Source organism: Kribbella sp. DT2 (assembly GCF_049844575.1).
Classification (GTDB): Bacteria; Actinomycetota; Actinomycetes; order Propionibacteriales; family Kribbellaceae; genus Kribbella.
On sequence record NZ_JBNCLH010000004.1, the window covers coordinates 510,379 to 530,001 of the forward strand.

Sequence of the window (19,623 nt, forward strand, 5' to 3'; positions counted from 1 at the left end):
TCGATCGATAGTGAGCGACCTTCAATGCATGGAGAAGCTGCCTCGGAGATTGACGACCCTCGTGACGCGACCTGCGGTCGCCGTACTGGCTGTCGGCCTGGTGATGGCCGGAGCCGGTACGGCGGCCGCCAAGGACTGGCTGCCGATCTTTCAGACCGAGCAGGTCGCGCCGGTGAGCCTGAGCGCGGCGGACCTGGTCACGCTGCCGGACCTCAGCGCGTACGGCGACGTCAAGGTGACAGGCGCGCACGGCGTCCGCGAGGTGAAGGACGCGACGGCCGCAGGGGAGCAGTCGGGTCTGGACGTGCCGACGGTGAGCAAGCTGCCGAGCGGGGTGACCGGCGAGCCGTCGTACCAGGTGGGTGGGAAGGTGAGCGCGACCTTCACCTTCTCGACGGCGAAGGCAACCAAGGCGGCCGGCGACAAGTTGCCTCCGGCACCTAAGGGACTCGACGGTCAGCCGATCCGGCTCGATGCGGGCCCGGGTGTCGGACAAGTGTGGAAGTCGTCGAGCGGCATGCCGGCGCTGCTGGTCGGTCGCGCGGTCGCGCCGACGGCGCATTCGTCGGGGATCGCGTTCGCGACGGCGCGTGACTACCTGCTGTCGCTGCCGGGGATCCCGGCCGAGGTCGCGGCGCAGCTCGAGGGCGCGGACGGGTCGACCTTGCCGCTGCCGATCCCGGCCGACCGGGTGACCAGCTCGACGACGAAGGTGAACGGGCATCAGGCAACGGTTCTGGTGACCCGCGACCGGTCGATCTCGGCGGTCGTGTGGGTGTCGGACGGGGTGGTCACCGCGGTGGCCGGGTCGCTGTCGAAGACCGAGGTTCTCGACGTCGCGCGGAGCCTGCGCTGAACGCGGGCGCCACCGCGCACACAGCGGTCCAGGCTTTCGGGCTGCGCAAGCGGTACGGCAAGCGCCAAGCCGTCGACGACGTGTCGCTGGACGTTGCCCGCGGCGAGATCGTCGGTCTGCTCGGCCCGAACGGCGCCGGCAAGACGACCGTGATCAAGATGCTGCTCGGGCTCGTACGGCCCGATGCGGGTGAGGTCTCACTGCTCGGGCAACCCGCGCACGAGCCGTCCGCCCGGGCACGCGTCGGCTACCTGCCGGAGCTCTTCCGCTACCAGCCCTGGCTGAGCGCGGCCGAGGTCCTGACGCTGCACGTCAAGCTCGCCCGCGCCGACGTGTCCAGGGCCGAGCAGCACCAGTGCCTTGAACTCGTGGGCCTGGGGCAACGATCGAAGGACCGGGTCGGCGGCTTCTCCAAGGGCATGCAGCAACGACTCGGTCTGGCGGTCGCACTCGTCGCCCGGCCCGAGTTCGTGATCCTCGACGAACCGACCAGCGCGCTCGACCCGCTCGGCCGGGCCGACGTCCGCGACATCGTGCTGGAGCTCAAGTCGCGCGAGGTCGCCGTACTGCTCAACTCGCACCTGATCGGCGAGGTCGAGCGGGTCTGCGACCGGGTGGTCATCCTCGACCACGGCTCGGTGGCCGCGGCCGGCTCGCTCGCGGAGCTGCTCGGCCAGCGCGAGCTGCGCCTTCACCTGACCGACGTCAGCCCCGCGGCCTTCCAGAGGCTGGCCGGGACCACCGTCCTCGACCGCTCCGGCGACTGGATCACCGTCGCGCTCCCAGCCGACGACGACGCCACCGTTCCCACGCTGGTCAGCGATCTGGCCGGCCTGGGCGTCAAGATCCACGCCGTCGAGCCCGGCCGCATCACCCTGGAAGAACGACTGCTCGGCATCCTGCGCAAGGCGGACCAATGACCACTGTCCTCACCATCACCGGCCTCACCCTGCGCGAGGCCTCGCGCCGCCGCGTGCTGCTTGCCCTCGGCATCCTTACGGTGCTGCTGCTGGGCTTGTCCGCCTGGGGATTCTCCAAGCTGGCCGCGGAGTCCGGCGGCACGCTGACCTCGGGCGAGGCGCGACTGACGGCGTCGATCCTGCTCAACCTGGTGATGTTCGGCTTCAGCCTGATCGCCGCGCTCGGCACCGCGTTCCTCACTGGTCCCACCCTGGCCGGCGAGACCGAGTCCGGCATCGCACTGACCGTCCTGGCCCGGCCGGTACGACGTTCCGCCTTCCTCCTCGGCAAGTGGCTGGGCCTGGTCGTTTTCGGCAGCGGCTTCGTCGTACTGGCTGGGTTGGCGCAGTGCCTCGTCGTCCTGGCGACCACCGGCTACTGGCCGCCCAACCCCGCCGGCGCCCTGGCGCTGCTCGCCGCTCAGACCACAGTCCTCCTGACGCTGGCGATGCTCCTGTCCACCGCGATCTCCCCGATGGCATCAGGAGTAGTTGCCGTAGGCCTCTTCGGTACGACGTGGGTCGCGGGCGTCGTCGGCGGCATCGGCGCCTCCCTGGGCAACGACGCGATCGCCCGCATCGGCACCCTGTCCCGGATCTTCCTCCCCACCGACGGCCTCTGGCGCGGCGCGATGCACGCCTTCCAGGACCCGTCAGCCCTCGGCGAGTTCACCACCGACGAGGGCGCAGGAGCCTTCCCGTTCCTCGGCGCAGCCGCCCTGACCCCGGCGTACCTGGCCTGGGTCACCCTCTGGATCGCGATGCTCTGGTGCCTGGCCGCACTGTCCTTCAGCCGCAAGGACCTCTGAGCCGACCAGGCACCTGACACGGAAGTTAGGATTGCTAACCTAACCTTCATGCCCCGTCGATCCCGGCGAAGCCCCAGCGGATCGTGACGGCCGGCTGGAACGACCAGGACTTCGTGCTCGCCCTCGGCGAGGTGCCGGTGAGTACGCGGGAGTGGTTCGAGGAGTACCCGAACTACCCGTGGGTGAAGGCGGCCGTCGGCGACAAGCCGCCGACGACGTTCTCCGCCGAGCTCGACTTCGAGGCGATCGCCCAGCAGCGCCCCGACCTGATCCTGGCGATCTACGAGACGATCGACCGGGCGACGTACGACAAGCTCACGGCGATCGCGCCGACCGTCGTCCAGTCCGAGCAGTACGACGAGGAGCAGACCCCGTGGGACGTCCAGACCCTGACCATCGGCAAGGCGCTGGGCAAGCCGACCGAGGCGCAGGGCCTGGTGGACAAGGTCAACGCGAAGCTGGACGAGGCGAAGAAGGCGCATCCCGAGTTCGCCGGCAAGGTGCTCGTGGAGGACTTCGGTCCCGAGAACGGTCAGCACTACCTGCTGCCCGCGAAGGATCCGCGCCGCGCGCTCTTCGACGCCCTCGGCTTCACCGCCCAGCAGGAGAAGGCCGAGATCAGCGACGAACGGCTCGACCTGCTCGACCGCGACGTGCTGTTCATCAACGGCGCGACGAAGGCGGCCATGCTCGAGCGCCCGGTCTTCGGTCGCCTGGACGTGGTGAAGACCGACCGCACCCTGTACACGACCTTCAAGACCCCGCTGTCCGGCGCCCTCGCCTACAGCGGTCCGAACGCGCTGCTCTACGCCTTGGACCTGCTGGTTCCCCAACTGGCCAACGCCCTCGACAACGACCCGGCTACGCCGGTCGCCGAGCTGTCCTGAGAAGCGGCGGCCCTGAGGTGCCAGGACCGCCGCGTCGTCGTACCGGGGTCAGGCCGGTGTTGTCCAGCGTTGATTGGCGGCGCCGGTGCAGGTCCAGATCTGAAGGCGGGCGCCGTCCGCGCTGCTGGAGTCGCGGACGTCCAGGCACGTGCCGCTGGCGGCGTTCACCAGGGTGCCGCCCGAAGCAGTCCAGCGTTGGTTGGGACCGCCGAAGCAGTCCCACAGTTGCACTGCGGTGCCATTGGCGGTGCCGTTACCGGTGACGTCGAGGCACTTGCCGAGGCCGCGGATCGTACCGTCGGTGCCGACGGTCCACTGCTGGTTGGGCCCGGAGGTGCAGGTCCACAGCTGGGGCTGGTTGCCGTTGGCGGTCGAGCCGCCGGTGACGTCGAGGCACTTGCCGCCGAGGCCGGTGATCGCGCCGGTCCCACCGCCGGTGGGCGGGTTTCCCCCACCCGAGCCGGGCCAGGTGAAGGTCGCCATCGCTCCGCCGGGCAGCTGGTAGCCGAACGTCTGGCCACCGAACGAGACCTGGAAGTTCTGGGTGCCGCCGCTGTTGATCGCCACCAGGGCGATCGAGCCGTCGGGGTTGCGGAAGGCAACGTTCTGGATCCCGCCCTCGCCGTACCCGGTGGACTCGACCCGGACCGCGCCCGGGCGGACGAACTTGCTCAGGTGTCCCAGCACGTAGTACTCGGCGTTGTACTGCACGTTGTTGCCGTCGACCGTCGCGACGCCGGTGCAGTTGCCGCAGCTGCCGATGACCGGGCCGTTGGCGTTGTTCAGCGCCATGTTCCACGTCGTCACGCTGCGGGCCCAGTTCCGGGTCGTGCCGACGGCCAGGTTGATGCCCTGCCAGCGCAGCGAGTCGCGGAAGGTCGCGGCGTCGTCGCTCGACTTCGTCCCGGAGCACTCGGTGAAGAAGATCTCCTTGTTCGGCTGGGCGTTGTGGACCGTCGACTGATCCGACGGCTTGCCGCCGTAGCAGTGCCAGGCCGATCCGACGACGTTGTTCCCGGTGCTGTTGTTGACCGTCTGCGCGTACGACGTGTCGTCCCAGTTGTGGTCGTAGCCGAGCAGCCGCGCGTCGAGCCCGGCCGAGCGCAGCTTCGGGACCAGGTTGTTGATGATGTTGCTCTGCTGCCCCGCCGACATCAGCATGCCGGGGTAACCGGGCGGCGAGAACTTCGGCTCGTTCTGGACGCTCAGGTAGTCGATCGGTACGCCGGCCGCCTGGTAGGCCTGGGTGAACTTGACCAGGTAGTCGGCGTACGTACCGATCCGGCTGTCACTCAGCGAGCCGCCGATCAGGTTGTTGTTGTTCTTCATCCAGGCCGGGGCACTCCACGGCGTGGCCATCACCGAGATCTCCGGGTTCAGCGACAGCGCCTGCTTGACCAGCGGCAGGATGTAGGACTGGTCGTGCGCGATCGAGAAGCGCGACAGGCTGGGATCGGCGGCGCCGTCGTTGTAGGTGTAGAAGCTGCGGGAGAAGTCCGACGCACCGATCGGCTGGCGCAGGAAGCTCAGGCCGATGCCGTTGCCGCGGTCGAACAACGCGTTCATGACCTCGTTGCGCCGAGGCGAGTTGAAGATGTTCCAGGCGGCCGCGTCCGTGAACGAGGCACCGAAACCGACCATCGACTGGTACGTCGTACTCGGGTTGACCGCGATCGTCGGGCCGCTGCCGCCGCCCGACCCGAAGCTGACGTCGGCCTGCCGGCCGAGCAGGCTCGACTTGTTCGGCGTGGTCAGCCAGACGGCGACGTTCGGTGCTGCCGAGGCGGTCTGGACCGGGACCGTCAGACCGGCGGCCGTCACCGCGGCGGCGGCGGCCAGCACGATGCCGCGACGGCGTCGAGGGACTCGTGATTTCCAGGATGAAAACATGACTCTCCTACGGGGGCGGGTGGCCGCCGCGAAGACCCGCGACAGCCTGAGGTGTCATGGACCGCAGAAACTGAAACATGCTGCAAATTCTGTTCCATCATGAAACAACAGCAGCTCGACGGCGTCAACAGTCCGTTAGACTGCGCCGATGAGTGGGTCGCGGGGGGACCGGGACGCGGCGATGGTGGAACGGCAGCCGCGGGCCACGCTGCGCGACATCGCCGCCGAGACCGGGGTGTCGATCGCCACCGTCTCGCGGGTGCTGAACGACCGCGTGAACGTCGCACCGAGGACCAGGGACCTCGTGCTGCAGGCCGTGGCCCGGCACAACGCCGGCGAAGAATCCGCCGAGAGCCCGGGCGCGGTGTACGTTCGCTGCCCGTACCTGCTGACCGACTGCTTCGGCCTGATCGTGTCCTCGATCGCCGAGACGCTCGCGCTGCACGGACGCCGCCTGATCCTCGACGCCGGCGAGTCGGGCCAGGACAACGACGCCCTCAGCGAGCTGCCGACCCAGGACGGAGTCGACGGCGCGATCCTCATCCTTCCCCCGGAGCCGGCGCGGGATCTGGTGACCCTGTCCCGCTCGGGCTTCCCCTTCGTCGTCGTCGATCCGCGCCAGCCGCTCCCGCCGGACGTCGCGGCCGTCTCCGCCGCGCACGCCTCAGGTGCGAACACGGTCGTCGCCCACCTGACCGGCCTGGGCCACCGCGACATCGCCGTGATCGCCGGTCCCGAGGAGTGGCTGGCCACCGACGCCCGCATGGTCGGGCACCGCGCCGCACTGGCGGCCGCCGAAACCCTGCTGCCGCCGGACCGGGTCCGCTACGTCCATCCCACCATCGAGGACGGACGGCAGGCAGCCGGCGAACTGCTCGACCAGCAGCCCCGCCCGACCGCGATCGTCTGCTTCAACGACAAAGTTGCCGTAGGCACCTATCACGCCGCCCGGGAGCGGGGGCTTGCCGTTCCCGCCGACCTGTCGGTGACCGGCTTCGACGACATCGACCTGAGCGCGGCGATCGATCCCCCACTCACCACCGTGCGCCAGCCCCTGCAGGAAATGGGGCGCATCGCCGTCACCCAACTGATGCGCGTCCTGAACGGCCACCGCCCCGAGGCGCTTCACCTCGAGCTCGCCACCCAGCTGGTCGTCCGCGGCTCGACCGCGGAACCGTCGACGCGCGCCGTCAAGGACTCCTGAGCGCGGTCAGCCGGCTGAGGGGACCACGAGCCGGTAGACCCTCGCGTCACCGCCGACCGGCGTCGTCGTACCGGCGTCGTACTGCCGGCGTCGTCGTACTGAGGTCTTACGCCGTGCCGTCCTTGGCGACGGGGTGGTAGTCGGTGCTTCCGTTGACCTTCACGACGTAGACGCGGACCGGGGTCCCTTCGCGGAGGTCGCCGCTGGCCCAGCCGGAGCAGTACGGGGAGTGGTGGCCGCGGGTGCTGATCCGGCGGTCGATGTCACCGTCGCGATCGATGTCGAGGCGGACCTCGATACCCCAGCCGTCCGCGGTCACATCGCACGCGGAGATCGCGTCACCGGGGATGTCCCCGTCGGGGTCCTGCTGCCAGTTGCCCCACCCGCCGCCCTCGTAGGCGCCGTAGCTGAAGGACGCGGCGTTCGCGACGGTGCTCGTGGCGAACACCAGGCCGAGCGCACCGAGCAGAACACCGGCAGTACGAAGGTGAAGTCGACTCATCAGGCGGTTCCTCCCTGGGGCGAATGAGGTGGACAGAAGATAACAGCACTCCTGTGATCTTTGCGAGGAGTTACCGGAATAAATTGAGAAATTCCCAGTTAAACGAGTTCCTCGAAGAGGGTCAGCTGAATCCCGCCGGGGGTTTCGAGGCGGGCGTTCAGCGAGTTCCACGGGGTGCGGGTCGGGGCCGCGACGAGGGAGGCGCCGGCCTCGGTCAGGACTCGGGTGGTGCCGGTGGCGTCGGTGACCTGGAGGGCCACGCGGAACTGGCCGGCGACGCGGCGGCCGACCTCGACGCGGTCGATGTAGTCGGCCTGGTTGGGGTCGGCGATCTCCAGGGTCGCCTGGCCGGCCTCGAGGATGGTGACGTTGCCGTCCTCGGAGGAGTAGGCAGCGCGTTCGCGCAGGCCAAGGACGTCGCGGTAGAAGGTCACCGCTTCGGCGTAGTCGGGAGCGGTGACCACCAGCCGGAGTTCCATCACGTTGTCGCTCATTCCCTGATTCTGACCTCTCCGAGGGGCAAATTGCCTACCCCGGATCTTGCGGTGGGCAATCACCTCCTCGACACCACCCGTACGACGGTGCCGCCGGTGCGCGCGAGGCTCTCGATCCCTTGGCAGCAAAGGATTACCCGCAAGCAGGCACTTGAACGGCGGTATTGATGCGTTCGCTTGACAACGCTGCGTGAAATGCGGGTCTTGTGCGCGGACGAAAGCCGGTGCTCTCATGACGACGGCAAACCGCCACTGCCAATGGGAGGAACGATCATGGAGAAGAAGACCGACAAGCCCGAGCCGCGCAAGATCATGGTCCGGAAGCTGGAGAAGCTCGAGACCACCGCGATGATCATCGCGGACCCGGGCTGCCGCAACGAGCTCTGCGGCTAGTCAGCCGGCACCGGGGCGCGGGCTCATCACCCGTGCCCCGGTGCACTCGGTCCTGGGGAGGGGGCACGCGTGGAACGACCGAAGATCAAGGGGATCCACAAGCCGGTCCGGCTGACGCCGACGCTGGTGAACATCGGCGGCCGGCAGGTCGGTATCGGCGCCGAGATCGACGACGAGGACAGCGCCCTGTGGACGCTGCTCGGGCTGATGGACGGGACCCGTGACCGCACCAGGATCGTCGCCGAGCTGGTCGAGCGCACGACGCTGACCGCCGACGAGGCGGCCGACATGCTGGAGACGATCATCGCCGCCGGGTACGTCGAGGACGCGGCCGCGCCACCGCCGCCGGAGCTCGGCCCGGACGAGCTGGACCGTTACGACCGCGCCTTCAACTACTACGCCTGGGTCGACCTGACCCCACGCCCTTCCCGGTACGCCGTCCAGGCACAGCTCAAGCGCAGCCGCGTCGTCGTACTGGGCCTTGGTGGTACAGGATCCGCTGTCGCGTCGTCGCTCGTAGCAGCAGGTGTCGGATCCGTGCACTGCGTCGACTTCGACGTCGTCGAGGCCGGGAACCTCACCCGCCAGTTGCTCTACACCGAGGACGACCTCGGCCGCCCCAAGGTCGGGACCGCCGTCACCCGGCTCGGCGCGATCAACTCGCACGTCAAGGTCACCGGCGAGGAGACCCGCGTCGAGAGCACCGACGACGTCGCCCGGCTGATGCGCGACCGCGACCTGCTCGTGCTCTGCGCCGATCAGCCGATGGACAAGATCCGCGACTGGACCAATGAGGCAGCGCTGCGCACGAACACCCCCTGGATGATCGCCCAGTACGCCGGTCCGATGGCCGTCGTCGGCCTGTTCGTCCCCGGCCAGACCTGTTGCCAGGCCTGCCTGCCGAGTGTCCGGGACCGCCTCGTCGACCAGCACGGCGAAGAGCCCGAGGAGCTGTTCCCCTTCCAGGGCCACGCCGTGATCGCCCCGACCGCGAACCTCACCGGCCACCTCGCCGCGCTCGACGCGATCTACCATCTGGGCGGCATCCCGCCGAGCACGCTCGGGACGATGTTCCACCTCAGCCTGACCGACCTGACCTACCACTACGCCGTCCGCCCGACGCCCGGCGAGAAGTGCGGCACCTGCGGCTGGGTCGGCCGGTGAGCGACACGCTGCCCACCGGGATCGCGACCGACAGCCGGCTCGCCGTCGACCACCTGATCGTCCGGCGCGAGGACGAGGACGAGTACGTCGTCGGCGACCCGGCCACCGGCACGTTCGTCGTCGTACCGGAGATCGGTGCGCGGCTCGTCGAGCTGTTCGCGCAGGGCCGGACTGTCGCCGAGGCCGGCGAGGAGCTCGAGCGGGAGACCGGCGAGCAGATCGACGCGCTCGACTTCGCCGAGGTCCTGCTGGACGCGGGCATCGTCACGACCGAGCCCCGCGACGTCGCGAAGCACTGGTCCGCGTCCCGCATCCCCGCCCGGCTGGTCCGCCCGCTGTTCACCCCGCTCGCCTGGGTCCTGTACGCCGGGTGCCTGGTCACCGCGCTGGTGATGTTCGTCGTCGAGCCGTCGCTGCGGCCGACGTACGAGGACACGTTCATCTTCCCCGACATCGTGCTCAGCCTGCTCGTCACCAACCTGGTCGTCGTCGTGCTCACGATCGTGCACGAGCTGTGGCACGCGTTCGCCGGTGCGGCCGTCGGCGTCCGGTCGCGGCTGCGGATCGAACGCCGCGGGATCTTCCCGGTCCTGGAGACCGATCTCACCGGGCTGTGGGCGTTGCCGCCGGCGAAGCGGTACGGGCCGTTCCTGGCCGGGATGGCGATCGACAGCGTGATCCTGTTCGCCGCCGTCGCGCCGCGGTACGCCTGGTCGCGCGGGTGGATCGACCTGCCGCCAGGGCTGATCCGGCTGCTCGCGATGGTCGTGCTCAGCCAGATCGCGAAGCTCGCGTTCCAGACGCTCGCGTACCTGCGCACCGACATGTACTTGGTGATGGCAACGGCCACGGGCTGCGGCAACCTGCACCAGGTCACGCGGCTCTCGCTGAAGAAGCTGGTCCGCCGGCTCAAGCCCGACGAGCAGGTGATCCTCCGGGACGCGAGCCCGAAGGACCTGCGCGTCGCCCGCTGGTACCGGCTGCTCTACCTGACCGGCTTCACCTGGATGCTGTGGTTCGCCTGGCACTTCTTGTTGCCGAGCGCAAAGGTCACGTTCGGCTGGGCGTTCGGCGTACTGGTCGGTGCGCCGTTCGCGAGCCTCTACTGGTGGGAGGGCGTCGTGCTGCTGCTGTTCACCTCGGTCAACGTGTTCCTTCCGCTCTGGGTCGTCGTCCGCAACCGCCGTCAGGCCGCGCGATGAAGCGAAAGTACGGCGTCCTGGTCGGCATCCTGGTCACGACGTTGTCGGTCCTCACGATGTCGAGCTTCGCGTTCGGTGTCCTGCTCGGCCAGTTCGGCGACAAGCAGGCGCTGCCCTGCAACGAGGTCCCCGGCACGCCGCAGCCCTTCGAGGGCAACCGGCACATCGCCTACCAAGGCGCTCCGCACGACCCGTACAAGACGCTGCCCCCGACCTCCGGCCCGCACTCCCCCCGCGTCGTCATCCCCGGCATCTACCGCGCGCCGATCGTCCCCGAGCTCCAGGTCCACATCCTCGAGCACGGGCACGTACTCCTCCAGTACGCCGCCGACGTCTCGCCCGCCGACGTCGAACGCCTGGAGTCCATCGGCCGCCGCTACCCCCGCGACGTGGTCGTTGCCCCATACCCCGAAATCCGCCACGGCATCGCGCTCACCGGCTGGCAACGCCTGCAACTCCTGGACACCTTCGACCCCGCCAAGGTGGAGGCCTTCGCCACCAAGGTCCCCACCCGCTACAACCACCAGTGGCGCGACGGAGCCACCGACTGCGTCACCGACTAACCGATCGGGCGCCACGGCAGGTGCTGCAAGGTCCAGGTGTTGCCGTCGGGGTCGGCGAAGTAGGCGAACTGGACGCCTCGGACGTCCTCGATCGGCTCCACGTCGATGCCGTTGGCAATCAGGCGGTTGCGTTCGGCATCGATGTCGGCGACGACCAGATGGAGGCCGCGCAGCGAGCCGGGCTCCATGTCGAGCTTGGGGAAGCCCGTGGAGAGCTTGATGGAGACCGACGAGCCGGGTGGGGTGAGCTGGACGACCCGTACGCCGGGCGCCGGCTCCACGTCGACGTCGAGGGTGAAGCCGACCTGGTCGGCGTAGAAGGCCTTCGCGCGGTCGAGGTCGCGGACCGGGACCGGGACGAGTTCGAACTGGAGGTGGCCGGGGGTGACCGGCGGATCGGTGGGCATGACGGAACTCCTTGCAGAAAAGGGAATCAGACGAGGGCTTCGCCGCCGTCGACCGGCAGGGTGTGGCCGGTGACGAAACTGTTGGTGAGGGCGAACAGGACCGCGGCCGCGATGTCTTCGGCGGTGCCGATCCGCGCGGCCGGGCTGCTGCCGATGCGGTCGGCGAAGAAGGCCGCCTTCTTCTCGGCGCCGAGGCCGTCGTACGCGCCGGTGTCGATCGTGCCGGGTGAGATCGCGTTGACCCGGATAGGTGCGACCTCGACGGCGAGCGAGCGGACGACCACGTCGACCGCGCCGTTCGTGGCACCGACCGCGAGCATGCCCGGCATCGGCTTCTGCGCGGACTGGCCGGAGAAGAAGACGAACGAGCCGTCGGCCGGCATCAGCGGCGCGAAGTGCTTGGCGAGCAGGATCGGGCCGGTCACCTTCGTGGCGAACGACAGCGCGATCGTCTCCGGCTTCAGGTCGGTCAAGGCTCCGCGCGCACGCGCCGACGCGGTCGACACCACGTGGTCAACCTTGCCGAGCGAGGCGGCGAGCGCAGCGATCGAGGACTCGTCGGTCAGGTCGACCTGAGCCCGGCGAACGGAGCCCGTCTCCGGCGTACCGGTGTTGACCGGGTCCAGCGTGCGGCCGGCGAGGATCACCTCGGCCCCCGCAGCGGCCAACGCCTGGACAGTCGCCGAAGCGATGCCGCTCGGACGACCGACAACGAGAACAGTGCGGTTTTCCAGTGACAGTGACATGTCAGTGCTTCCCATCGGTGATGTCGCGGTCGATTCCGTGCGGACGAACCTGCTGGCCGGGCTCGAGGTGCTGCTGGACGCCGTCCAGGAAGACCTCGACCTTGTCGGCCTCGAACGAGACCAGATCGCGCACCCGGCCGACCTCGTCGTACGCGTCCTCGTACGACCACGCGGCGCGCTCGGCGCCCTCGATGTCGTAGTAGGAAGCCATTCCCTTGTACGGGCAGAACGTCTGCCCTTCGACCGCCTTCAGCGCACCGTCCACGATGTCCGAGCGCGGCACGTACCAGCGCGGCGCGAAGCCCGATTCGTACAGCACGACCGGACGCTCCGTCGACGCGACGACCCGACCGCCGACGCGGACCTCGAGGCGGCGCGACGTGTTCCGGATGTCGATCCGGTGGTACTGGTCGGCGGCGTGGCCCAGGATCCGGTCGTCCTCCTCGTAGAAGGCGTCCATCGCCCGCCACGCGAACGCGACCCGGCCGGCCAGCTCGTCGGCGTACGCCGGGAGGTCGACGTGCTGCCACGCGGCCCGGTCCGTCGTACCGACCGTGTACCAGGTGGTGGTCCCCAGGTCCTTGTGCCGCGTCTGTCGCGGAGCCTCGGTCAGCACGTCGGCGCGTACGTCGGCGAGCGGGAAGTAGGCGACCGGGTAGCGGCCGGGCTCGTGCAGCAGGATCACGTCCTCGCTGTCGGCGATCCACTCACCGGCGTACTGGACGCGCATCCGGCGGCGCAGGCGTTCGGCGTACAGGAGTCGTTCGGGGAGTGGTTCGGGGGTGAGGAAGCGGCCGACCGCGCCGCCGTCGAGCGGGCCTTGTTGCCAGGACAGTCCCATCGGAGTTCCTTCCTAATGTTGAAATCTAGGATTAAGTATTAGTATGATCATGCCATGACCACAAGGCCTAATGTCAACGAGCTGCTCGAAGCTGGCTTCGGCATGGGTGGCGAGCGCCTCGCCGTTCTGGATCTGGTCGACACCGAGCTGCTGGTGCCGGACCCGTCGATCGACCTGCTGGAGCCGGCCGGGCAGCGCGACAAGTGGTGGGCGTTGCAGGCCTCGCGCGTGCCGGAAGGCCCGGTCCCGGATGCCGCGGCGACGCGGCGGGTGCGATCGGCGGCGCGCGAGGTGCTCGACGCACACCTGACCGGCCGGCGACCGCAGGCGACCGCGATCGAGGACCTGAACGCGGCCTCGTCGTCGGCGCCGCAGAGCGTTCGGCTCAGCGCGGACGGGCAGTTCGAGGTGCGCTACCACCCCGAGTACGGCGGCAACGCCAAGCTCGCGTCGATCGCCCGCGAGACGATCGAGCTGCTGGCCGACGCGGAGCAGCTGGCCCTGCTGCGCCGCTGCGCGAACCCGGAGTGCTCGATGCTGTTCCTCGCCGAGCACAAGCGCCGCCAGTGGTGCGTCGGCTCGATCTGCGGCAACCGCACGCGCGTCGCCCGGCACTACGAGAAGACCCGGAAGCAGTCATGAAGACGACCGTCGGCTTCCACGAAGGCGAACTGGCCGTCCAGCACCAGGCGGGAGTCCTGTACGACGCCTCGCGCCTCGAAGGAATGCTGCGACCGCCGCTGCTCGACGGCGGCGCCGCCAAGTTCCTCGCCCAGCGCGAGTTCGCCGTGATCACCGCGCGCGACAACGAGGGACGCCTGTGGACGTCACCTCTGCACGGACCTGCAGGCTTCCTCGACGCAACCGGTACGACGCTGACCGTGCACGCGGCGCCTCCGCCCGGCGACCCGCTGCACCTGATGCCGGCCGACCAGCCCGCCGGGCTGATCGTGATCGAGTTCGCGATCCGCCGCCGGTTCCGCGTGAACGGCACGCTGACCGTCAGTACGGCGGAGTCGCTCGAGCTGACCGCCGATCAGGCGTACGGCAACTGCCCGCAGTACATCCATCCCAGACCATTGCCTCCAGCAACTGCGCATCCGAGGACGCAGGTTGCCGACGGCCTGCTCGGGCGCGAGCTGATCGAGCGGTCGGACACCTTCTTCCTCGGTACGACGCACGCCGAGCGCGGCGCCGACAGCTCGCACAAGGGCGGCACGGTCCATCTCGACGGCGACGAGCTCTGGTGGGCCGACCAGCCAGGGAACAACATGTTCAACAGCCTGGGCAACCTGGCGATCGATCCGGCCGCGTCCCTGCTCTTCGTCGACTTCGCGACGGGGGCTTCACTGCACCTGTCCGGAACGGCGACGATCGACTGGGACGCGCCGACCGAGACCGGCCGCGCCGTTCGCTTCACCCCGAACCGCTCGGTGCTGACCGCTGGAGGATCGTGATGGCAACGCTCGTCTCACTCAACGTGGGGATGCCGAAGGACGTCGAGTGGCAGGGCAGGACGGTCCACACCGGGATCTGGAAGTCGCCGGTCGAGGGTCCGCGGATGGTCCGGCGGCTGAACGTCGACGGTGACGGGCAGGGCGATCTCGGCGGTCACGGCGGCGAGATCCGCGCCGTACTGGTCTACCAGCTGGACTCGTACCGGCACTGGCAGGAGCATTTCGGCCGCGACGACTTCGAGTACGGCGCCTTCGGGGAGAACTTCACCGTCGACGGGCTGCCCGACCACGAGGTCTGCGTCGGCGACCGGTACCGGATCGGTACGGCGGAGTTCGAGGTCACCCAGCCGCGCGTGACGTGCTACCGCGTCGGGATGCGGATGGGCGAGCCGGAGCTGCCGTCGCTGCTGGTCGGGCACAAGCGGCCGGGCTTCTACCTGCGGGTGATCACCGAAGGAACGGTCGAGGCCGGCGACGAGATCGTCCGGACGCACGTTGGGCCGGAGGAGCTGTCGGTCGCGGACGTGGACGGTCTGCTCTACCTGCCGAACCGCGACGAGGAGAAGCTCCGCGCGACGCTGCGGATTCCCGCCCTGAGCCCGGGCTGGCAGCAATCCTTCCGGGAACTGGTGGAGAAGGCCGACGAGGAACCGGTCGAGGCCGCTGCGTGGACTGGATTCAAGCCGCTTCAGATCGAGCAAGTGGTGCGCGAGAGTGAGTCCGTGGTTTCCGTGCTGCTCGGCGGCGACAAGCTTCCGTCGTACCGGGCAGGGCAGTACCTGACCGTACGAGTGCCAGGTCCGGCCATCCGGAGCTACTCGTTGTCCTCGGCGCCCGGCGGTACGTCGTACCGGATCAGCGTGAAGCGCGACGGCCTGGCCAGCCGCTACATCCACGAGGAACTGGCGGCCGGCATGACGCTCGACGTCGCGGCACCGCGCGGCGACTTCGTGCTGGAGGAGGCGGACGGGCCGGTTCTGCTGGTGTCCGGCGGGATCGGGATCACGCCGGTGCTCGCGATGCTGCACAGCCTGGCGACTCAGCGCACGCGCCCGGTCTGGTGGATCCACGTGACCCGCGACCCGGCTTTCACGAGCGAGGTCGACGGTCTGCTCGACGCGCTGCCGGACATGCACCGGTACGTCTATACGCACGGGCGTCCGACGCCCGAGGAGCTGCGGGCGCTCGGCGTACCGAAGGACGCGACGGCGTACATCTGCGGCCCGACCGTGTTCATGGACAACCTCCGCGAGCTGCTCGCCGAGTCGGGCATCGCGCGCGACCACATCCACACCGAGCTGTTCGGCACGCTGCCGCCGATCAATCCGGGGCTCGTCGGGCAGACCGTCGTACCACCGCACGCTCCTCCGGGTGCACCGGGGACCGGTCCGCTGGTGACGTTCGCGCGGAGCGGGTTGTCGGTGCCGTGGTCGGCTCAGCACGGCTCGCTGCTGGAGCTGGCTGAGGCTTGCGACGTACCGGCGCGTTGGTCGTGCCGTACGGGCGTCTGCCACACGTGCGTCACCGACCTGGTCGCGGGCGACGTCACCTACTCCCCCGATCCGCTCGAACCGGCGGGGTCCGGTCAGGTGCTCCCGTGCTGCGCACGGCCGGCCGACGACGTGGTGATCGACCTGTAGGGGCATGATGGTGCCTGTGAGTGAAGAGCTGACGCCGGAGCTGGCGGCGACCATCGAGCAAGCGTTCGCACGGCGGAACCGGGCGAACATGGCGCCGACGATCGCCTTCTTCGAGGACCTGCTGAAGGAGCACCCGGGCAACCCGTACGTGCTGTACGAGGTCGGCGGGTCGTACGACACCGACGGCCAGGAAGAACGCGCGATCGTGTACTACGAACGCGCGCTGCCCGACCTGACCGGCGACACCAAACGCCGCTGCCTGCTGCAGTACGGCAGCACCCTGCGCAACCTCGGCCGGTACGACGAGTCGCTGGAGGTGTTCACGAAGGCGTGCCAGGAGTTCCCGGAGTCGGACTCGCTGCGCGTCTTCAAGGCCCTCACGCTGAACGCGGCCGGCCGCAAGGACAAGGCGCTGGCCGCGCTGCTGCTCGTGATCGCCGACCGCGTCGACACCGCGGAGATCAAGCGGTACGAGGCGGCCATCCGCGGGAACGCGGACTACCTGTACTCGCAGTAGCTACGCCCGGCGGCTGGGTTGATTTACGCATGGCGGTAGTGAAGCCCGACCGCGCCGTGCTCGAGCGCGGTCGTCTCGGCCAGCATCCAGCGCGACTCCGGCAGTCCTTCGGCGAACAGCCGCAGCCCGCCGCCGACCATCGACGGCACGATCGCGAACCGCAGGTCGTCGACGAGATCGGCCTTCAGCAGCTGCTGGATGATGCTGACGCTGTTGACGATCATGATGTCGCCGCCGTCCCGCGCCTTCAGCTCGCGGACCGTGCCCTCCAGGTCGTCGGAGATCCGGGAGTTGTCCCACTCCGCCTTCTCCAACGTGCGTGAGAAGACGATCTTCTCCACGTCGTTCAGCCACTGGCCGAGCGCCCGGGTCCGTTCGTCGGTCTGTGGATCGGCGGTGATGCCGGGCCAGACACTGTGGAAGCCGACGTAGTTCGTCCGCCCGAGCAGGGCCGTGGTGACCCCACGCCAGACCGACTCGAAGTACGCCGTCGTCTGAGGTTTCATCGCGTGCTCGTAGAGCCAGGAGTCGTGCGCGGGACCGCCCGGCCCGCTGGTGTACCCGTCCAGGGAGACACTCGTCCACGCGACCACCCGCCGTTGCGTCATGTCCTCTGTCATACCGGCTACGTCGGAGCCACGCCAGGTTTCTCGACACGGTCAGCAGGCGCAGGCGACTCCGCGCGGCGCGACCAGCGGGTCGACCGCCTGGCGACTGGTTCCCTCTTTGGTCTCCACGGGCAGGCCCTCACGGGTCCAGTACTCGAAGCCGCCGAGCATCTCCTTCACCGGGTGCCCGAGCTTGGCGAACTCGAGCGCGGCCCTCGTCGCGCCGTTGCAGCCAGGGCCCCAGCAGTACGTGACGACCGGAGTGCCGGCCGGTACGACGGACGCCGCGCGGGCTTGGATCTCCCGCGTGGGCAGGTGAATCGCGCCGGGGACGTGGCCCTGGTCCCAGCTCTCCTGGCTGCGGGTGTCGATCAGCAGCCAGCCCTCGACGCCGGCGCCGAGGTCCGCGGCGACGTCGGAGCAGTCGGTCTCGAAGGCGAGCCGGGCGGCGAAGCGCTCGACGGCGGCCTGCGAGGGCGCCGGCGGAACCTGGAGGACTGCTGACATGGGGACTCCCTTGCGAGTTCGTGGAGTCCCCAGCGTCGCGGACCGGCGTACGGCCTGAGAAGTGGCAGAAACGACGCCGTACTACGAATTACTGCCATTGCGGGCGGCGATCCCCGCGCGCGCCCGGGCGGTCTTGATCGCCTTGGCCAGCGTCTCGATGTCGTACGCGCCGTAGTGCCGCTGCCCGTTGATGAAGAACGTCGGCGTACCGGACACGCCACTCAGGTCGGCCGTCTCCACGTCCCGCGCGACCCGGCCGGCCGCGACGTGGCGCTTGACCTCGTCGTGGATGCGGTCGTCGTCCAGGCCGAGCTCCCTGGCGTACTTCATCAGATCGGTCGGCTGGAGCTTGTCCTGGTGGGCGAGCAGCAGGTCGTGCATCTCCCAGAACTTGCCCTGCGCCGCCGCGGCCTCGGAGACCTCGGCCGCGATCTGCGCCCGCGGGTGCACGTCGGTCAGCGGCAGGTGCCGCCAGACGTACCGCAGGTCGTCGTCCTTCGCCAACTCCCGGACCACGGTCTCGGCGAGGCCGCAGTACGGGCACTCGAAGTCGCCGTACTCGACCAGCGTCACCGAGGCGTTCACCGGGCCGCGGACGTGGTCGGCGTCGGGATCGATGTCGTCGACGAGATCGGTCAGCTGCTCGGCGTCGCCCAGCAACGCGGCCGCCTTCTTCGGCGGCGAGAGCAGCCTCGCCGCCCAGAACACCGCCCAGGTCACCGCCGACGCGATCACCACCGTCGACAGCAGGCCGACCTTCGCCTCGGCCAGCGCGTCCCCCTCGAACGCTATCGTTGCTATCAGCAATGACACGGTGAATCCGATACCGGCGATCGTGCCACTGCCGAGCACGCCGACCCAGCCGACCAGCGGTTTGACGCGGCCCTTCGTGAAGCGGGTCAGCGCCCACGAGCTGATCGTGACCGCGATCGGCTTGCCGAACGTGTACCCGACGATGATGCCGAGCGTGATCGGCGAGGTGTAGGCCTGCGCGAGGAAGTCCAGGTCGATGCTGATGCCCGCGTTGGCCAGGCCGAACAGCGGGACGATCAGGTAGCTCGTCCACGGGTGGTAGATGTGCTGGAGCCGGTCGTTCGGCGACAGCGTCGAGGTCAGCCCGAGCGTCGCGCTGCGCGCCAGCTCCGGCGTCGGCTGCTCGCGGAACAGGCGGAACAGACCGCTCGCCTGCTCCAGTTCGTCACGGCCCGGCGAGTACGCCGGCGCGGTCAGGCCGATCGCGAGCCCGGCGACGACCGGGTCGACGCCGGAGGTGAGCAGTGCGGCCCAGGTGAGGATGCCCAGGAAGACGTAGAAGAAGGGATTCCGGACACCGGCCAGCGACAGCGCGAAGATCACGCCGAAGGCAACAATTGCTGCCAGCAACGGCATCATCGCGATGTTCTCGCTGTAGACGACCGCGATCACCAGCAGCGCGATCAGGTCGTCGACCACGAACACGGTCAGCAGGAACACCCGCACCCGGTCCGGCACCCCGCGGCCGACCAGCGCCAGCAGGCCGAGCGCCAGCGCGGTGTCGGTCGACATCGCGACACCCCAGCCGTGCGAACCCTCGCCGCCGGCGTTGAACGCGACGAAGACCAGGACCGGCAGGGCCATCCCCGCGACCCCGGCCACGACCGGCAGCACGAACCGGCTGCGCTCCCGCAGGTCGCCCAGGTCGAACTCGCGCCGCGCCTCCAGCCCGACGACCAGGAAGAACAGCGTCATCAGCCCGCTGTTGATCCACTCGCGCAGGTCGAGGCTCAGCTCCCGCTCACCGAGCTGCAGCGAGAAGTCGGTGTGCCAGAAGCTCTCGTACGAGCCCGGCATCAGGTTCGCCCAGAGCAGCGCGAGCACGATCGCCGCCGCGAGCACGCCGGAGCTGCCCGCCTCGGTCCGCAGGAACGCCCGCATCGGCGTCGCGATCCCACGGGTCCACAACGAACGCCCGCTCAGCCGTGAGGTCTGCTCGGACAT

The 19,623-nt window shown here is 69.2% G+C and carries 21 protein-coding genes; 12 read left to right on the forward strand and 9 right to left on the reverse strand.

All coding sequences use genetic code 11. From position 1 onward, the window contains the following. Positions 1–28 precede the first annotated feature (28 nt). The 4 genes from ACLQ2O_RS20510 (at position 29) to ACLQ2O_RS20525 (ending at position 3,511) form a co-directional block, all read left to right on the forward strand. Positions 29–856 carry a hypothetical protein gene (locus ACLQ2O_RS20510; RefSeq protein ID WP_425833673.1) on the forward strand — a complete coding sequence of 276 codons (828 nt, stop codon included), beginning with the start codon at positions 29–31 and terminating at the stop codon, positions 854–856. Then, entirely contained in the window at positions 772–1,776 is a 1,005-nt protein-coding gene (locus ACLQ2O_RS20515) for an ABC transporter ATP-binding protein (RefSeq protein ID WP_425833675.1), read from the forward strand. Before ACLQ2O_RS20510 ends, ACLQ2O_RS20515 begins: the two co-directional genes overlap by 85 nt. Next, complete coding sequence (locus tag ACLQ2O_RS20520; RefSeq protein ID WP_425833677.1) at positions 1,773–2,624, forward strand: ABC transporter permease; 852 nt, start codon at positions 1,773–1,775, stop codon at positions 2,622–2,624. Before ACLQ2O_RS20515 ends, ACLQ2O_RS20520 begins: the two co-directional genes overlap by 4 nt. An 83-nt stretch (positions 2,625–2,707) precedes the next feature. Continuing rightward, entirely contained in the window at positions 2,708–3,511 is an 804-nt protein-coding gene (locus ACLQ2O_RS20525; protein WP_425833679.1) for an ABC transporter substrate-binding protein, read from the forward strand. A 48-nt stretch (positions 3,512–3,559) separates the two neighbouring features. Here the strand turns inward: ACLQ2O_RS20525 and ACLQ2O_RS20530 are convergent, their stop codons facing one another. Beyond that, positions 3,560–5,401 (reverse strand): ricin-type beta-trefoil lectin domain protein, encoded by a 1,842-nt coding sequence (locus tag ACLQ2O_RS20530; protein WP_425833681.1) that lies wholly within the window; start codon positions 5,399–5,401, stop codon positions 3,560–3,562. 148 nt (positions 5,402–5,549) lie between these two features. On the opposite strand from ACLQ2O_RS20530, the gene ACLQ2O_RS20535 reads away from it, so the two are divergent. Next, positions 5,550–6,605, forward strand: coding sequence for a LacI family DNA-binding transcriptional regulator (locus ACLQ2O_RS20535; protein WP_425833683.1), 1,056 nt, complete (start codon positions 5,550–5,552; stop codon positions 6,603–6,605). A gap of 106 nt (positions 6,606–6,711) precedes the next feature. Here the strand turns inward: ACLQ2O_RS20535 and ACLQ2O_RS20540 are convergent, their stop codons facing one another. Next, on the reverse strand, positions 6,712–7,107 hold the full coding sequence (locus tag ACLQ2O_RS20540; RefSeq protein ID WP_425833685.1) for a hypothetical protein: 396 nt from the start codon (positions 7,105–7,107) through the stop codon (positions 6,712–6,714). A 98-nt stretch (positions 7,108–7,205) separates the two neighbouring features. Beyond that, entirely contained in the window at positions 7,206–7,601 is a 396-nt protein-coding gene (locus ACLQ2O_RS20545) for a VOC family protein (protein ID WP_425833687.1), read from the reverse strand. Positions 7,602–8,063: 462 nt separating this feature from the next. On the opposite strand from ACLQ2O_RS20545, the gene ACLQ2O_RS20550 reads away from it, so the two are divergent. The 3 genes from ACLQ2O_RS20550 to ACLQ2O_RS20560 are packed head-to-tail and all read left to right on the forward strand — an operon-like array spanning position 8,064 to position 10,923. Then, positions 8,064–9,158, forward strand: a complete 1,095-nt coding sequence (locus tag ACLQ2O_RS20550) for a HesA/MoeB/ThiF family protein (protein WP_425833689.1) — start codon at positions 8,064–8,066, stop codon at positions 9,156–9,158. After that, on the forward strand, positions 9,155–10,360 hold the full coding sequence (locus tag ACLQ2O_RS20555; protein WP_425833691.1) for a PqqD family protein: 1,206 nt from the start codon (positions 9,155–9,157) through the stop codon (positions 10,358–10,360). Before ACLQ2O_RS20550 ends, ACLQ2O_RS20555 begins: the two co-directional genes overlap by 4 nt. Next, entirely contained in the window at positions 10,357–10,923 is a 567-nt protein-coding gene (locus tag ACLQ2O_RS20560; RefSeq protein WP_425833693.1) for a DUF3105 domain-containing protein, read from the forward strand. Before ACLQ2O_RS20555 ends, ACLQ2O_RS20560 begins: the two co-directional genes overlap by 4 nt. Here the strand turns inward: ACLQ2O_RS20560 and ACLQ2O_RS20565 are convergent. Genes ACLQ2O_RS20565 through ACLQ2O_RS20575 form a run of 3 tightly spaced genes read right to left on the reverse strand, consistent with a single transcriptional unit; the run spans position 10,920 to position 12,917 of the window. Beyond that, positions 10,920–11,330 carry a VOC family protein gene (locus ACLQ2O_RS20565; protein ID WP_425833695.1) on the reverse strand — a complete coding sequence of 137 codons (411 nt, stop codon included), beginning with the start codon at positions 11,328–11,330 and terminating at the stop codon, positions 10,920–10,922. The two genes, ACLQ2O_RS20560 and ACLQ2O_RS20565, sit on opposite strands and share 4 nt — an antisense overlap. 26 nt (positions 11,331–11,356) lie before the next feature. Further along, on the reverse strand, positions 11,357–12,076 hold the full coding sequence (locus tag ACLQ2O_RS20570) for an SDR family oxidoreductase (protein ID WP_425833697.1): 720 nt from the start codon (positions 12,074–12,076) through the stop codon (positions 11,357–11,359). A 1-nt stretch (position 12,077) separates the two neighbouring features. Further along, a complete protein-coding gene (locus tag ACLQ2O_RS20575) occupies positions 12,078–12,917 on the reverse strand; it encodes a DUF427 domain-containing protein (protein WP_425833699.1) in 840 nt (279 codons plus the stop codon). A 54-nt stretch (positions 12,918–12,971) separates the two neighbouring features. Between ACLQ2O_RS20575 and ACLQ2O_RS20580 the strand changes: the two genes are divergently transcribed. From ACLQ2O_RS20580 to ACLQ2O_RS20595, 4 genes are read left to right on the forward strand one after another with little or no spacing between them, the layout of a single operon-like run. Beyond that, entirely contained in the window at positions 12,972–13,559 is a 588-nt protein-coding gene (locus ACLQ2O_RS20580) for a CGNR zinc finger domain-containing protein (RefSeq protein WP_425833701.1), read from the forward strand. Next, entirely contained in the window at positions 13,556–14,374 is an 819-nt protein-coding gene (locus ACLQ2O_RS20585; protein WP_425833703.1) for a pyridoxamine 5'-phosphate oxidase family protein, read from the forward strand. The genes ACLQ2O_RS20580 and ACLQ2O_RS20585 overlap by 4 nt, the downstream gene beginning before the upstream one ends. Then, entirely contained in the window at positions 14,374–16,014 is a 1,641-nt protein-coding gene (locus ACLQ2O_RS20590; protein WP_425833705.1) for an MOSC domain-containing protein, read from the forward strand. The genes ACLQ2O_RS20585 and ACLQ2O_RS20590 overlap by 1 nt, the downstream gene beginning before the upstream one ends. A gap of 7 nt (positions 16,015–16,021) precedes the next feature. After that, complete coding sequence (locus ACLQ2O_RS20595) at positions 16,022–16,531, forward strand: tetratricopeptide repeat protein (RefSeq protein ID WP_425834015.1); 510 nt, start codon at positions 16,022–16,024, stop codon at positions 16,529–16,531. Between the two features lie 23 nt (positions 16,532–16,554). Here the strand turns inward: ACLQ2O_RS20595 and ACLQ2O_RS20600 are convergent, their stop codons facing one another. The 3 genes from ACLQ2O_RS20600 to nhaA form a co-directional block, all read right to left on the reverse strand. Then, positions 16,555–17,151, reverse strand: coding sequence for a dihydrofolate reductase family protein (locus ACLQ2O_RS20600; RefSeq protein WP_425833708.1), 597 nt, complete (start codon positions 17,149–17,151; stop codon positions 16,555–16,557). 39 nt (positions 17,152–17,190) lie between these two features. Continuing rightward, a complete protein-coding gene (locus ACLQ2O_RS20605; protein WP_425833710.1) occupies positions 17,191–17,646 on the reverse strand; it encodes a rhodanese-like domain-containing protein in 456 nt (151 codons plus the stop codon). An 81-nt stretch (positions 17,647–17,727) separates the two neighbouring features. After that, positions 17,728–19,623, reverse strand: a complete 1,896-nt coding sequence (gene nhaA / locus ACLQ2O_RS20610; protein WP_425833712.1) for a Na+/H+ antiporter NhaA — start codon at positions 19,621–19,623, stop codon at positions 17,728–17,730.

Coding starts and splice junctions, on each gene's coding strand:
- ACLQ2O_RS20510 (WP_425833673.1), top strand. CDS start 29: ATGGAGAAGCTGCCTCGGAGATTGACGACCCTCGTGACGCGACCTGCG.
- ACLQ2O_RS20520 (WP_425833677.1), top strand. CDS start 1,773: ATGACCACTGTCCTCACCATCACCGGCCTCACCCTGCGCGAGGCCTCG.
- ACLQ2O_RS20530 (WP_425833681.1), bottom strand. CDS start 5,401: ATGTTTTCATCCTGGAAATCACGAGTCCCTCGACGCCGTCGCGGCATC.
- ACLQ2O_RS20535 (WP_425833683.1), top strand. CDS start 5,550: ATGAGTGGGTCGCGGGGGGACCGGGACGCGGCGATGGTGGAACGGCAG.
- ACLQ2O_RS20540 (WP_425833685.1), bottom strand. CDS start 7,107: ATGAGTCGACTTCACCTTCGTACTGCCGGTGTTCTGCTCGGTGCGCTC.
- ACLQ2O_RS20545 (WP_425833687.1), bottom strand. CDS start 7,601: ATGAGCGACAACGTGATGGAACTCCGGCTGGTGGTCACCGCTCCCGAC.
- ACLQ2O_RS20560 (WP_425833693.1), top strand. CDS start 10,357: ATGAAGCGAAAGTACGGCGTCCTGGTCGGCATCCTGGTCACGACGTTG.
- ACLQ2O_RS20565 (WP_425833695.1), bottom strand. CDS start 11,330: ATGCCCACCGATCCGCCGGTCACCCCCGGCCACCTCCAGTTCGAACTC.
- ACLQ2O_RS20570 (WP_425833697.1), bottom strand. CDS start 12,076: ATGTCACTGTCACTGGAAAACCGCACTGTTCTCGTTGTCGGTCGTCCG.
- ACLQ2O_RS20575 (WP_425833699.1), bottom strand. CDS start 12,917: ATGGGACTGTCCTGGCAACAAGGCCCGCTCGACGGCGGCGCGGTCGGC.
- ACLQ2O_RS20580 (WP_425833701.1), top strand. CDS start 12,972: ATGACCACAAGGCCTAATGTCAACGAGCTGCTCGAAGCTGGCTTCGGC.
- ACLQ2O_RS20585 (WP_425833703.1), top strand. CDS start 13,556: ATGAAGACGACCGTCGGCTTCCACGAAGGCGAACTGGCCGTCCAGCAC.
- ACLQ2O_RS20590 (WP_425833705.1), top strand. CDS start 14,374: ATGGCAACGCTCGTCTCACTCAACGTGGGGATGCCGAAGGACGTCGAG.
- ACLQ2O_RS20595 (WP_425834015.1), top strand. CDS start 16,022: ATGGTGCCTGTGAGTGAAGAGCTGACGCCGGAGCTGGCGGCGACCATC.
- ACLQ2O_RS20600 (WP_425833708.1), bottom strand. CDS start 17,151: ATGACAGAGGACATGACGCAACGGCGGGTGGTCGCGTGGACGAGTGTC.
- ACLQ2O_RS20605 (WP_425833710.1), bottom strand. CDS start 17,646: ATGTCAGCAGTCCTCCAGGTTCCGCCGGCGCCCTCGCAGGCCGCCGTC.
- nhaA (WP_425833712.1), bottom strand. CDS start 19,623: ATGTCCGAGCAGACCTCACGGCTGAGCGGGCGTTCGTTGTGGACCCGT.